The sequence below is a fragment of the Faecalispora anaeroviscerum genome (assembly GCF_947568225.1).
Classification (GTDB): domain Bacteria; phylum Bacillota; class Clostridia; order Oscillospirales; family Acutalibacteraceae; genus Faecalispora; species Faecalispora anaeroviscerum.
Genome location: NZ_CANOOQ010000001.1, coordinates 422,858 through 436,212 on the forward strand (window position 1 = coordinate 422,858; position 13,355 = coordinate 436,212).

At 41.2% G+C, this 13,355-nt stretch carries 11 protein-coding genes; all 11 read right to left on the reverse strand.

All coding sequences use genetic code 11. The annotated features are described in order from the left end of the window. Window positions 1-146: 146 nt before the first annotated feature. The 11 genes from QOS46_RS02125 to QOS46_RS02175 all read right to left on the reverse strand — a co-directional run bounded on the left by QOS46_RS02125 (window position 147) and on the right by QOS46_RS02175 (window position 13,344). On the reverse strand, window positions 147-1,070 hold the full coding sequence (locus QOS46_RS02125; RefSeq protein WP_283606920.1) for a hypothetical protein: 924 nt from the start codon (window positions 1,068-1,070) through the stop codon (window positions 147-149). Window position 1,071: 1 nt separating this feature from the next. Further along, the gene (locus QOS46_RS02130; RefSeq protein WP_283606922.1) at window positions 1,072-2,988 is read right to left on the reverse strand and encodes a VirB4 family type IV secretion system protein; all 1,917 of its coding nucleotides are present in this window, start codon (window positions 2,986-2,988) and stop codon (window positions 1,072-1,074) included. Window positions 2,989-2,999: 11 nt separating this feature from the next. Continuing rightward, window positions 3,000-3,677 (reverse strand): hypothetical protein, encoded by a 678-nt coding sequence (locus tag QOS46_RS02135; protein ID WP_283606923.1) that lies wholly within the window; start codon window positions 3,675-3,677, stop codon window positions 3,000-3,002. Then, on the reverse strand, window positions 3,661-3,981 hold the full coding sequence (locus tag QOS46_RS02140; RefSeq protein ID WP_283606925.1) for a DUF5592 family protein: 321 nt from the start codon (window positions 3,979-3,981) through the stop codon (window positions 3,661-3,663). Before QOS46_RS02140 ends, QOS46_RS02135 begins: the two co-directional genes overlap by 17 nt. Beyond that, window positions 3,978-6,050: a pLS20_p028 family conjugation system transmembrane protein gene (locus tag QOS46_RS02145; RefSeq protein WP_408611469.1), complete on the reverse strand. Its 2,073-nt coding sequence runs from the start codon at window positions 6,048-6,050 to the stop codon at window positions 3,978-3,980. The genes QOS46_RS02140 and QOS46_RS02145 overlap by 4 nt, the downstream gene beginning before the upstream one ends. Next, on the reverse strand, window positions 6,040-8,247 hold the full coding sequence (locus QOS46_RS02150; protein ID WP_283606929.1) for a VirD4-like conjugal transfer protein, CD1115 family: 2,208 nt from the start codon (window positions 8,245-8,247) through the stop codon (window positions 6,040-6,042). The genes QOS46_RS02145 and QOS46_RS02150 overlap by 11 nt, the downstream gene beginning before the upstream one ends. Before the next feature lie 67 nt (window positions 8,248-8,314). Beyond that, on the reverse strand, window positions 8,315-8,575 hold the full coding sequence (locus QOS46_RS02155) for a hypothetical protein (RefSeq protein WP_283606931.1): 261 nt from the start codon (window positions 8,573-8,575) through the stop codon (window positions 8,315-8,317). A gap of 29 nt (window positions 8,576-8,604) precedes the next feature. Further along, window positions 8,605-8,760, reverse strand: coding sequence for a hypothetical protein (locus QOS46_RS02160; protein ID WP_283606933.1), 156 nt, complete (start codon window positions 8,758-8,760; stop codon window positions 8,605-8,607). After that, a complete protein-coding gene (locus QOS46_RS02165; protein WP_283606935.1) occupies window positions 8,760-12,170 on the reverse strand; it encodes a DUF3991 and toprim domain-containing protein in 3,411 nt (1,136 codons plus the stop codon). The genes QOS46_RS02160 and QOS46_RS02165 overlap by 1 nt, the downstream gene beginning before the upstream one ends. A gap of 57 nt (window positions 12,171-12,227) precedes the next feature. Continuing rightward, complete coding sequence (locus QOS46_RS02170; RefSeq protein ID WP_283606937.1) at window positions 12,228-13,094, reverse strand: ImmA/IrrE family metallo-endopeptidase; 867 nt, start codon at window positions 13,092-13,094, stop codon at window positions 12,228-12,230. A gap of 1 nt (window position 13,095) precedes the next feature. Further along, on the reverse strand, window positions 13,096-13,344 hold the full coding sequence (locus QOS46_RS02175) for a hypothetical protein (RefSeq protein ID WP_283606939.1): 249 nt from the start codon (window positions 13,342-13,344) through the stop codon (window positions 13,096-13,098). Window positions 13,345-13,355 lie beyond the last annotated feature (11 nt).

Genomic DNA, 13,355 nt, shown 5'->3' on the forward strand with positions numbered 1-13,355 from the left:
ACTGATTCGTTAGGCTTTGCCTAACTCCCCACATACTGTGGGGACAGAATCCCCTTATGCTCTTAACCTAAAAAGTCGCGTTCCACGCTGATCCTTTTCAGGTTAAACTTTTCGTCCTAGCCGGACGGGCATCTAAGAAAAAAGCGTCAGTCTACTGACTCTTCCTGCGAGCCGTTTGTTTGGCTCGTCGTGCTGGCCGTGGGGGAGGGAGCTTCCGAAACGGAGAGTTTCCCGCTCTTGGTGTCTGCCAACTTTTGATTTAACTTTTGCAGCTTGATCTTGGATTCCTCAATTTCCTTTTGCAATTCAAGAATTGTATTTTTGTGGTTATCGATTTCTGAAAGCTTGCTGGCAATTACCGAATTGGATTTACTAATTTCAACATCGGTCTGGTATTTCTGATTTTCTTTGAGGGCCGTAATGTCAAAATTCAATTGATCAATATCTGCGTTTTCCTGCTGAATCTGTTTTTCAAAATTTTCAATATCATATTCTGTATCTGAAATATCATTCTCTACGGATTCGATCTGATATGCCAACTCAGTTTTAGGTTTCAGCGAATTGTTTATCGTAACTTTTCGTATGTCACAGTAAAACTTCGCACCATTGGAGAGTTGCATATTATCAGAAGGGGATAGATTATCTTGAAGAAACAAGGAAATGGCATCCCATTTCGGAGGAACGTCTTTGATCTGAACAATCAGTGTACCGTCGACGCTAAGAGCTGTACTGGCATACATGTCTTTATTTTTTTCGATGTTGGTATGTGCTGTCGGGACGAAATTCAGATTTTGAATATCTTCATTGTTCTGAACATCAAATGTGATTTCCATGTACTGATTTAATTTACTGTATTCCCAGCTCCGCAACTTCAGAGATGTATTGGTGGAGGTACTAAGCTGAGTACCTATAGGTGTGTTCATCACTTTTGCATCACTTGGCAACCAAAGTTTGCTTGTACCGAACACGAATAAAAAAACAAAAGCTGCACATAGAAAAACTTTATATTTCATAGTACTGCTTTCTTTCATTCTGATCTGAAGAGACCTGAAATATCGTTCGATACTCATATCACGCACCACCTTTGAAAAGTTTTTCTTCCTGCTCTGTAATCTGAATAAAGGTGTGCAAACTGTCCTCACCGGTCATCAGGAAGCATTCCCCTTGTCCAAATTTAGGAATCTGCTTGAGCTGGCTTTCGGTCAACTGATCTTCAAATACTGTACGCATAACAGGAAGGCAATTAGCTTCTTGCTGCATAATGAATTTATACTGAGTTAACTCAAAGAGTAGCTTCAGTTTTTCCACTGCTTCGCTGTCATTGCTTTGCGGCGCAAAGTCGCGTATTGATTGGCTTGCTAAAACAAGAGCGGTGAAATACTTTCTACTCTCACGCTCAATATTAATCACATAATCCAGTACAAGGGGGTTCCGGGTGTTGATGAATTTGTGGGATTCATCGACTAGCAAAAGCAGTTTTGGAATTTGATAAATCGGATTTCCATTTTCATATTTTAGTTTGCTTGGCACACCAATCCGGATCATATCATCTTGCATCAAAGCTAAAATATTAAACAGCAATGCATTGAAAATCTCAGATTTGAAATTACTTATACCTTGTACATTGTACGCGACAATTTGTTCTGTAGTCAGATTAGGAATCGATGTATGACCGTCAAACATTTTGCCATAGCTATGCACTATATTACTTAGGGTCAATTCGATACTTTCCAATCTATGCCACTTGCTGGGGGATAGATTGGAGTTGATGTGGCGAGCTTCAATGTCTTCATATAAGTCGCTACGGATCAGCGCCAACAGATCGGAAAATGTGGGATAGACCTGTGGGGGAAGACCTGTGATTTTTTGTGGAGCGGTGGTGCTACTGAGCCATAAGCCCTTTTCTTCGTAAAGTCTTCTGACATATTCTTCGAATTCGTTTCGATCATCCTCTCCGGCAGATGGCGCTATAAATTTATAGAAAGTATTCAACTTAGAAAGATGGTTTGCAAAACTGATGGCTTCATCTTCATCTGTACGGAAAACTTCAAGATAATTAATAATTCCATCGCTGCCATTGAGCGTAATAATCTTACCGCCAAGGGATTTAATCAGATCGGTAAACTCACCGGTTTGATCAATAAGACGAATATAATTTCCGATGATCGCATTGTTTTCTGTCAGCAATTTCAGCAGCGTTGATTTACCGCTACCTTTTTTACCAGCAATAACAGCATCGAAGGAAAGGCGTGTTCTTGTCTTTCTAAATTGATCAAATATGATATTACCCCGTGTGGCCGAACTGCCGATTGCAATCCCGTATGGGTCATCCATCTGCTCATAATTCCATGGATAGCCTCCGGCCAACGAACGAGCCGGTAAAGGATTGCCAACGCGCTTATTTCTTTCCTTAATCTGTTCATGATATGGCTGCCACAATGCTTTATAACTGAATTCTGTTTCGTCAAGGAAGATTGCGGCCCGGAAAGCCTCTCCTTCCAGGTCTTTAATTACATCTGCTGCACGCCGGTCAACTTCTTCTTTTGTCCGACCACTTACATACAGACGGCACTGGATCAATTTGATTACTTCACCCTGGGTCTTGACTTTTTTCAACATATCCTTCAGCAGTTGATAGTTTTGCTCGGCCTCAATACTTGTCCCTTCGTCTTTTGCGTGAGAATAGCGTACATCGAGTTCATTTAACGATGCAATAATTGCGTCCTGGGCATCTTCTTTTTCCTCTGTTGCAACGTCGAGAACTGTGTAAACGCCATCAATATTCATGAGTCGAGACAGCCAAAAATCATATGCTTCTGAAGGGTATTCATAGATTGTAATACAGGAGCAGTACCCGTCGCCTGTTTTGATATATCTTTCATCATTCAGTTTTAAATTTCCTTGCGGCTGTAGCTTGGCAATCAATTTCGAATTAAAAGGCCGCGGAGCCTTTTCCACAGCCTTTACATTTTTTTGAAACAGCTTCAAACTGATTCCTCCTATATTTTAACTTTCTTGTTCATGTTGTTGAGCTGGAAAATAATATTTTCCTTTTTCTCTTGCGAAATTTGATCAACGTATAATTCCGAGCGAGCCAGCAGATCGCATAGCTCATTATAGTGGTTCTCATTCTTTGCAAAAATCATTATGAAGGCCTCCCTGTCAGTAGTGTTTTTCTCCAAATATTGTAATATCGCGATTTTTTCATTGAGCATTGCTTCATATTTTTGAAGCTCCGGCTGCTGAAGCTTATAAGTAAGAAAGGCCTGTTGATTTTGCGTGTTGGTCGGATAGTTCATTCCAATGAGCTTTAAATCATTTTTATACCGGCGAAAAAAATATGCCAGGCGATCTACCATTGCCTCTATTTCAGCAACAGATGCGTTGTAATACGACTTGCCACGAATCTGAAATATATCTATGATTTGATAGTTCTCGGATAAGAAATAATCATATTGACTATCTCTAATTGGAAAAACATCGAGTAGCATCCTTTTGATTTTAATACTCTTTGGTTTCGCCGGTTTCTTTTCAAGCTTTTTTTCCTTTCGCCTTTGTTTGGCTGCCTTTTTTTGCTCAGCATTTAACTGTTTCAATTCTTCATGTCGTTCTCTGGCCTTCTGCTTATAAATTTTTTCTTGCTCTTTCAAAGACTTCCGATCATCTTTGTTCATCATCCGGCTCAGCTCCTTCCTGGTCGTGATTGATCGAACGATAGGTTGTTTGATCCCTGCCAAGGAACAGAAGAATGGCTTCCCAATTTCTTTTCCCAGGATTACTTCTGGATGGCTGAATCAAAAAAAAGATCATTGCTGCAGCTATGATCCAATACGGCAGCAACAACCAGGAATGCACCCATCCTTTGAAAAAATAAAACATTCCAAGAAAAACACAACCGGCCTCGACATCTTTCAAATAGATGTCGGGCTTATGAAAAATTTTATATTCTTCTTTTAATTTCTTTGGAATATCGTATATCATTTTTTATTCTCACTCTCCTTATGCAACTGCTGGCTCCGCTCTGCGTCTTGTTCTTGCTGCACCCAAGGTATGCCTTCGCCAGCATCTTTCTTTTCCTCTCGCATTTCTCTTTTTGCCTGCTTTATAGCCTCGCGGTGGGGAATACCCTCTCCTTCACTCATGATCCTTTGCGCCTTTTCTTCTGTGGCGACAATTTTATTACCGCGCTGCTGAGTGCTGCCTTTTGTCAAAGCGTATGCCCGGCGCGCAGAAGTGACAGGGGGACTTTGCTTTACTCTGGCACTAATTGCCGATCCGATGTAAGCGCCTATTGTCCCTGGTAGTTCATCTTTTTTCTTATTTGTTGTGACATGAGGTGGTGCAGCAACAGCCGAGACAATTGTAGGCTCTGGTGCTGCGGGGGTCTCGTTGACACCGGAGGCTTCAGGAGGCACAAAAGAATTTTGCGATATACCAGAGGGTGTTTTTGCAATAGGAATGGATTTTTCGGGATTTATATCCTCTACATGCGCTGTGGTGGTAATCGGTGATTCTGACTTATCCATAAAAGATGCCAAACCAGAAGTGAGAGGGGAAGAGGGGGAAGAGCTTGTCTTTACATTCATTTCTGTGTTTGCGACTGATGATATGTCTGGTGTCGATTTTATGGTGCTTGCTTTTTCAGCGGTCTGGCCAGCAAATCCGGACTTTATATCACTCACTCGTTGCGAGTTTTCCCTTGCTCCTGCTACCGCGCCAGCTGCAACGCCACCTAATGTACCCATAACGCCTCCAGTTTTGCTCACAACCGATTTAGCAGAACCAATAATGCCTTGTGCTTTAATTGCTTCCAGAGCGCCCCTGCCGCCCATCACGGCCATTGCCCCGGTCATGATACCGCCAGCAGCTTTTAAACCATAGACAGTTTTCAGCGCGCCATTAATACCTGCATCGACACCAAGAATCTGCTCAAAGAGATTCGGCCCATCAATAACTGACCAGGCAAGTGCAACCATGAGGATTAAGCGCAGTATCGGATTTGTGACGTTTGAAATATAAGTCATGCCAATGATGAAGACCTGTAGCATAAAAAATACCGCGATTAATGTTACAAAAGTTGCGACAAGCATTTGAATACATTTTTTTAATCGTTGCGCCGTCATTACATCCAGCAGCGCGACAATTTGCGTCATAACTTGATGAATGGCCAACTCATATAAAAGACGAGCTATTTTGATACTACTCAGTATCAATGCGGTGCCGGTCACTAAAAGAGTAGAAAAAATATTTAACCAATCGAATTTCCAGCGATAATAATAACCAGATAGAATAGGAGCATCAACAAATCCGATTTTTCCGGAACTCAATTCCTTCAGCTCTTGTTTCCCATTCTTTTCAACGATTTTGTTGCTCCACACTTCAGGCTTTTTCATATTTTCGGGATCGACAAGCTCCGTAGCGTCAATCTCAGAAATCTTGTCTGGATTACCAGATAAGAGAAAATTGTTTTTGTATTTCAAAGTGGTACTTTTAAATCCTTCCGTTTCATATCGGGTCACATCTGTGATATTATCGATTAAAATCCGATCTGACATTTTTTGGAGAGATCCATTTGCATCACTATTGATGTACGCAATTGCCTGTGTCGAAAAATTATAAGCTTCAGAAAGTAACGTGGGAATTGCGATAGCTACTACAACCCCTATAATCAAATTGGAAATAATCGTTGTCACTTGCTGTGGCTTTATCATGTTCATGATGCCTATAAAAAGAATGAGTAGAACAATAAGCGCCAGAGCAATCAATATGATCTTACTTTGTAAAGCTTGAATTTGTTCGCTGGTGAAGAATCCTCCTAAAGCATTATTGATGTTGTATACAACGTCTTCCAGTCCTTTCACCAGCCAGTGTAGGCCTTTGACCATACCCCAAGCAATTTTCCTCATTGTGTTTGATACAGGATCGTTAATATCAAAGTGAAATTGATTCAGGATAGCTATTGTGGCTTTTGTACCTGCAAAAACTTTGATACTGAAAAAAGTAAAAAGGATAGTGGTTAGTCCAGTAACCATTACCCTTTTATGTTTCATATTCAATTTTTTCACTCCTTCCGTAAGATGGCTCAGGGGAAAGAACGTTGTAAATATCGTCGTAGGTCTGCTGATTAATTTGTTCTGTATCCAATAGCTCCTGAAGATACAAGTCGAACGAAGAAAGGGTCATGCCCATATCAACATCAATATCACAGTTGGACAAGAAATTCAAAATGATGGCCCTTTGCATATCAGATAGGATTGCATATAGCGGCTGATCCACCGGACTTTCCTCTAACTCCTGAGCAGATGGTAGGGAAGGAGAATACATTATTTCTGTCAAAAGAAGGTCTTTATGGATGCAACTGTCTGACAGATTTAATGTTTCAAATGACTTCTGCGTATCAAATACATTGGCCAGATATTCATAGCGATATTTCATGATCGTTTCGTTGTGGTTGAAAATGGGGTTAGGCCGAATTTTGTTGTGCTTTAAATCCTCACGTTTTGTAACACGCACCACAACATTTTCACCCGGGATAAACTCCATCAGTTCATTAGAATTCAGCAGCGGCTGAGAATCTATATGCTCAGTCATATTCTTATCTAAAGATAGGCTGGTGTTGGCAGAACCACTTCGTGAAGTTACCGTAATGGTTTTATTACCTACCAATCGGGAATAGCGCTCTGCGGTATCCTGTTCAATGGTAAGAAGGTAAATCTGATTACCACAATTTCCGATAATCGTTTTACCGTCCTGCTCTCCGTAAAGCTTATAAATTTGGGAATAAGCCTGAACGATTAGATCAAATCGAATGTTACGGCCAAGACAAACAGTAACAATATGGGACATATCTGGTATTGGCGTGATGTTACCGAATTCATCTAAAAGAAAAATGACCTCTCTAAAGCATTTCCCACCATCAGACAGGGAACTTGTTTTAGATAAAATGTAATATAGTTGGCTGATAAACATGGTAACAAGAAAGTGGTTTGAGGTATCGTAATCCGGCATTACCAGAAACACGGCAGTAGGATAATCTTGATTGAAACCCACATCAATCAGATTAACAGTGTTTTTTGCTGTCATCTTGGCGATGTTATCCATCGTGAATTTAATCAGGATTGCAAGGGTATTGGCGTAAATATTTCCTTTTGTTTTTCCTGTTGCGGACGCTACGGAAGCATACTGTATCCGAGCAATATCATTCAAGTCGCGTGCAGAAAAAAATCTGTCCAGTTGGCTTTTCTGATCCTCTCCTTCTTCACCTTCACCCGGTTCGCCCAAATCAACCAGAAGGCGTGTGACAGAGTACAAGTTGATTTTGTCGTACCATGCTTCTTTTTCTTTTTTATCTGTGTATTGCTCTGCTGTTTCGCAACAGTCTATGGTTACTGCCAAAATAAGCGCGTTAGTTAATGCCATGCTCCAGTTATTCCAAGTTTTGTCTTTCGCGGTTGGATCATTAAACATAATGTTAGATAGGGTATTAGCTAACAGCTGCGCTTCTGCTTTATCGCCGCGAAGATAAGCCTCTTTGATCAACTGAAGGGGATTATATGACAGGCCCATAAAATGGAGCAAATCGAAAATAAGGACATTATATCCTCGTTTTTCCAACTCTTCTTTAGATGCAGCTGCAAGTTCTCCCTTTGGGTCAGCTACTATTAAGCTGGCTTTGTCTTTCATAAGTTTCGCCCGGCTATAAATATCAATGGCCGGAACAACAAAAAGCTCACCTTTACCGCTTCGAGTTGTACCAATAATCAGGTTATTAACCGGGGAGTCATCAATGAAAATTTTATTTTTATATCGTGAGATAGGGAAGCCACCTTTCCCTTCATATTCAATCTTGCTTTCCGGCACACTTCGATATTCCTGTTTCAACTCGTAGACGGTTGTAAATCTTCGGCTTCCCTTTTGGTTATCTTCAGACAAGGGAGAAAAATTGACTAACATCAAATACCCAAGTCTGACGGAAAAAGCGACAGAGAATATACCTCCTACGAGATAAACCCAAATCATTTCTGATCGGAATGAAAAAGGATTGGGGAAGAGGAAGGGGCTGCTTCCATTCATCTTTCCAGACTTTAATGCTGAAATAATAAAATGCCAGTAGTCTGTTATTGTGCCTGCAAGAAAATTGATTGTTACCATCAGAAAACAAGAGGCAAATATAGAAACGCATACGACGACTTTAGGATTGGATAAAATACGCTGTATCTTCAGACGCAAGTTTTCAGATTGATTCATATTTTCACCACCTATAAAAGGGAAGTCGGACATTTTGTCCGACTTCCCTTTTTCTCCTGTACTGTATTTAGAATGCAATGAGTCCATCGATAAAGGTTTTAATAACTGTACAACCGGCAACCAAAACCATACCCACGATAACGCACACCACTCTATTTTTACTCATTTCTACCGCTTGCCGCCCTCCAGTCATAAACTGGACAGCAGCGATTAAAAGAAAAATTCCTGCCAGTAATCCACCGATAACCTGCCCAGCAGTTGTAAAGTTGCTGATGGTTTCGGATAATCCAGCGGGCAGGTTTACTGCTAAAACCATTGGAATCATCATATGTTACTCTCCTTCAATTTTGGATTATGTCAGGCTTTTTCTGCCAGCGCCGCCAAAACGGTTTCAGAATTTTCAGCCAGGCATTCAAGATGTCGCTGGTAAAGCCATTCATCATAGTTGATACCCTTTTTCTTTAGGATAGCTTCAACCAGACTCTTAATTTCTTTTGTCTTTTTATCTGCCATTATCTCTCCACCTCCTGGGCGATTTTTTTCTTAGGGTTTTTGGGGCAGTTTTTTTGGCAAAGATGCTCATTTGGATCTTTTCCATTGATCTTCAGGCAGCTGATTTTTATTTCTGGAAACTCTTTTTTCAGAGTTTGGAATATTTTTCGGCTTGCTTTTTGACCAGCCTCGTCATTATCGTAGGCTAATATTACATCTTTGATATGAGGGTTTGTTCTCAGCCGATAGTACAGAGCTTCGTATTTGTTGGTGCTACATGTAGCCATGTAGTTAGAATCTTTTATGTTATGACCTTGCTGCTTTCTAAGGCAGATAATAGACAAAGCATCAATAGGAGCTTCCGAAACATAAAGTCGGGACGCATTATGATCTACCATAAAACCAATTCCCTGACGGCTACCTGCAACATCGCCTTTCCAATGTGAATTTGTTAGTGTTGTATGCATTGCAGCATACGCCACTTGGCCTTCTGCATCTTTGCCCACGAAAACGACGTTATGCTTATTGTCTTCGTATATTAGACCGTCCTTCATGCAGCTCTGTACGACTTCTGAATCCAGGCAGCGGGTTTTTGTGAGGTAGGCATATACCCGCGCGAACTTACCTTCCGCTTTTGAGGGCAGCTCGAACTTTTTCGGTTCGGCCGGTTTTGGTTCGGGAGGGGTGTACTGTGGAAGGCTGTCCAGTCTATCACCTACATATTTTTCTTTCAGCGATCTGATAGCTTCTTTTTCATTCATACCGCCGAAGTGCATCGCAAAATCAATTGTGCTGCCGCCCACTCCTACCGAGAAACGATGAAAGCTATTTGTGTCAGTATAGAAACGAACGCTATCATGCTCTTTTAAGGTGTAGTAGCCGCCGATTCGCTGGGGGGTGAAGCCCATATCCTCCGCGACTTGCAAAATAGAAACGCCGCGCTTGATGTAATCAAGTACGGCGGCATCCTGTTCTTTATAATCGCGCTGCGACTGTTTTTGATGGTTTTGTTTGGCTACGGAGGCCTTATTCGGTACAGGTTCGGGGGAAGAAGAAAGCTCTTGGAACATCTCACGATCTTCCTCATACCCGCATTCCTTCATCATGCGTAGAACTTCATCTATCTGTAGGCCCCTATCGATCAGTTCCTTGCGGTCAAAGTCTTCCAACGCTTTTGCCCACCGTACCGATTTTATATTCGTCTCAAATTGGTCTGTTACGGGATCATAGCCGATAATCTCTTTTTCCTCCAGATAAAAGGGTGTTTCTTCCCTCCAAGCATTAAAGCCAAGTTCGAAACCGTTTGCTTTATCTAAAACAAAAATTGTACCGTCGTGATCTCTATCGGGATGCGTTTCATAGAGTTTTTGCAGTATATTTTTATTTTTGTTTTCTGCCATTTCCGGTGTACTCCTTTCTGTATTTGGTACCGGCGACAGCTGCTGTACTTCAAGTGTCTTCGCTATGTTTTGTAATGGTTTCGGTAAATCAGAAATATTACGATATACAAGCCAGGTATCACCATTCAGCCCATCGTTATCTGATCCCCATACCATTGTCCAGCCTGTTTCTTTTTGAAAACTGTTTGCTGCTTTCTCGTCGTAAAAAGTTTTGTAGAACTCTTGAAATGGGTTTTCTGCTGATCCTGGTTTTTCAAAGAGGCTTTGATCCTGCGGCTGATATTCTTCTTTTTCGTTTGCCGAAGTTGACCATATATAGCTGATATCAAAAAACTGATTGCGTAAATCATCCGAGAAATTGTAGCTGTCGGCCAGCTTTTCAGGTGTGAAAATTTCTTCGATATAGCTCTCTGGCCCGCCCCAATGCCGGACTGTAAAAGTTCCATTTTCAGAATTATATGAATGAAATTCTAAATCTGCCGCCGGATTGTGAAGAACATGCCCAACATAAGACTGAAAGTGAACATCCTGTTCTTTTATCCGAGTGGAAATTTCAAGATGGTGGGAGGTTTCTCGGTCTATCTCGTATCCACACTCATTCAGCATTTCTGGAATATCTTCCATACGCAGGCCCAAATCAATCAGATCACGGGGATTATAGCCCTCCAGAGTGCGTCTGTATTCCCCGTTGAGGTAAGCTCCGTTTTCAACCTCCCATAAAACAAAGGGATTCTGTTCCGTTGGGTTGAATCCAAGAGCGGCCCCGTGTACTTCATCCAAAATGACATACCCGTCATGACTTTTTGCGCCGGGATAGGTTTCTTTGAAAGTTTGCAATACCTTTTCACTCTCAGAAGGCTCAGCAGTAATCGGCTGTTTTTCTTCCTTTTCTTTTTTATCCGCTGGCTGGTCAAAACCAATAAAACCATGTACTAGTTTACTCAATTCCGAGCCACCACCGCCGAGATTGATCCATTGTTGAATTTTCTCTTCGGTAATAAATTTATCCCGCATGTCCATCATTTTTTGATATTCAAAAGGTTTATCATCAAGAAAAGTTATTTCAAAAGAATTGATTTGTTCGAGTGTGAACAGGCGTTTATCCGTCAGCATTTGCATCACGTACATGTAACGCTGCATCTGTTCAGGACTCATAAAATCCGGATGAATAGTCATGGCCTCAAAATGCTCAGTGTTGTGCTTCAAAAGGTCTTCTTCTGTTTTGAGAGGTAAGTATACAGTATGCACTTCACCGGCTGGCTCGTCATATTTTTCAACTCGGTTTCCTTGGCTATCAAATTGCGAGATTGATCCTACAGGAACCCCCATATGAAGCAAATATAGAGCTTTTTCCCAAGTTAGGTAGTTTGTGACATCGAAGCTGAATTGCAATTGCGTAATGTCAATCTCTCCATATTTGGAGTTCTTGGTTTCTCTGTTTTGGTTGACCCTTTTGTAAGTCGTCACTGCATTATCAATAATCTTTCCGACCGTTTTGTGATTATATACGCCATGATACAGGCCGTAGTTGGAAAGCATATTTAAAATTTCCTGATCTTTTTCTTTGCTTTCTTGCAGATTGTGAATACGCCCTTTTGATGTAAACTGGCTTTCATCACGCTCGATCACAAAGTTGAAGTTATTGTACTCAGCATACGCCTCTTTAACCTTGTTTTCAAAATCAGGAGTAAGTTCCTTGATATAGATATTGTTCAGGAGAAGGGGAGAGTCCGTCACTACGAAATCTACCTTACCAATAAGGCGATCAATTCTGCGCTTTTGCTCTTCAAAAAGAAAAGTTTGATTTTTTTCTGTACCATCAAGCATCTGAAGATTATTGTCCCAAACCAATTCTGTAGCAAACTCCGGTACATATTCCGCAACAAAACCGCGCTTCTTGAATTCACTCACAATATCGAAGCAAGATGTTGTTTTACCTGCTCCGGGGCCTCCAAAACCATTTACAACAACGGTGTATCTTTCCGGTGACTGGCTGGGCCTTTGATGCTCTTTCTCGGTATTCTTTGGCAAATCTGTAAACGCCGCTTCGATGATCGGATCAAGCTCATTGCGCAGATTGAAATAAGCTTAGTTGACATTCTTCAGAACATCTTCCAGTTTGAATCCATCAAAATTCTTGCAAATATTATAGTGCTGGACAAAGTGTTTTTTTCTGCCATCAGTCAGCTCGATACCAAACTCCTGCTGAAGCATGATAGAAATGCAGTCTGCTTCCAACTCTTTGATGGAGCTGTTTTTGTTTCGAGATGCAGGATCACCATGCAGCAATGCGTGACCTAGCTCATGGGTTAGCGTTGATAGCTTTTCAGTGTCGTTCAGCTTATCGCTGATCCGGATACTGTTTTCCATAGGGGAGAACTGGCCCCGAAGTGCGATGGATTGCAAATCAGCTTCTTCGACGTAGATTCCTTTTTGAATAGCGTGTTGCTTTACAATGTCATAAAGTTGCGCGTGCCGGTCGGAAGAATACCCCATGTGATAGAATTTAGGGTAATCTTCAGGAGGGCAATCAGTTTGTGATATATCGAATACATTACCCACACCGAACCGCGTTGTTGTGAAAGGCTTTATTAGACCCTTCTCAATCATTTCTTTTTCTTCCGACGTGGCATTTGAAACCCGGCGGTATTGCTTTTTTCCATCCTTTTCACCGACTTCAAAAATTTCTGTACGAATTGGGAATATGACCTTAATTCCAGGTGGCTTTACTTTATATCCTTCTTTTTCCCAAAAGGCGTAGTTCGCTACAAAGGTGGCATATGGGTTTTGATTTAGAATCAGAGCCGCATTGTTCATCGAATATTGATAGAATCTACTCTTGAACGCAAGCAGCTCAGCTATATTCTCCGGATTCTCGCGATAATTATCGATCAGCCCATCCAATGTGTTTTTAATCTCTTTTGATTTTGAAGTCTGAACACCGGCCTGTGCCATTTTATTTTCCCCCTTTAATAGCCTCATGTACTTTTTCATATAAAGGATGTGACTCTGTAAGCGGGGTAAGAAATCCAATGGGACTTACAGTGCCAATTTCAAAAGCTTCAGGTTCCGCAGATAAGAAGAAAATACGATCTTCGTCATCCTGAAAAATTACCAAGCCCTTACAATAGGCGACAACCGTTGCAACTTCCTTTTCGTCAGTTGCCTTTCCATCCGCATAAATTTCAAAGTTTTCTTTAATCATGGTCTTAATCC

Bases quoted from the DNA above. Each gene is read 5' to 3' on its own strand.
- QOS46_RS02125 (WP_283606920.1), bottom strand. From the start codon at position 1,070: ATGAGTATCGAACGATATTTCAGGTCTCTTCAGATCAGAATGAAAGAA.
- QOS46_RS02140 (WP_283606925.1), bottom strand. From the start codon at position 3,981: ATGATATACGATATTCCAAAGAAATTAAAAGAAGAATATAAAATTTTT.
- QOS46_RS02155 (WP_283606931.1), bottom strand. From the start codon at position 8,575: ATGATGATTCCAATGGTTTTAGCAGTAAACCTGCCCGCTGGATTATCC.
- QOS46_RS02150 (WP_283606929.1), bottom strand. From the start codon at position 8,247: ATGAATCAATCTGAAAACTTGCGTCTGAAGATACAGCGTATTTTATCC.
- QOS46_RS02145 (WP_408611469.1), bottom strand. From the start codon at position 6,050: ATGAAACATAAAAGGGTAATGGTTACTGGACTAACCACTATCCTTTTT.
- QOS46_RS02175 (WP_283606939.1), bottom strand. From the start codon at position 13,344: ATGATTAAAGAAAACTTTGAAATTTATGCGGATGGAAAGGCAACTGAC.
- QOS46_RS02160 (WP_283606933.1), bottom strand. From the start codon at position 8,760: ATGGCAGATAAAAAGACAAAAGAAATTAAGAGTCTGGTTGAAGCTATC.
- QOS46_RS02135 (WP_283606923.1), bottom strand. From the start codon at position 3,677: ATGATGAACAAAGATGATCGGAAGTCTTTGAAAGAGCAAGAAAAAATT.
- QOS46_RS02170 (WP_283606937.1), bottom strand. From the start codon at position 13,094: ATGGCACAGGCCGGTGTTCAGACTTCAAAATCAAAAGAGATTAAAAAC.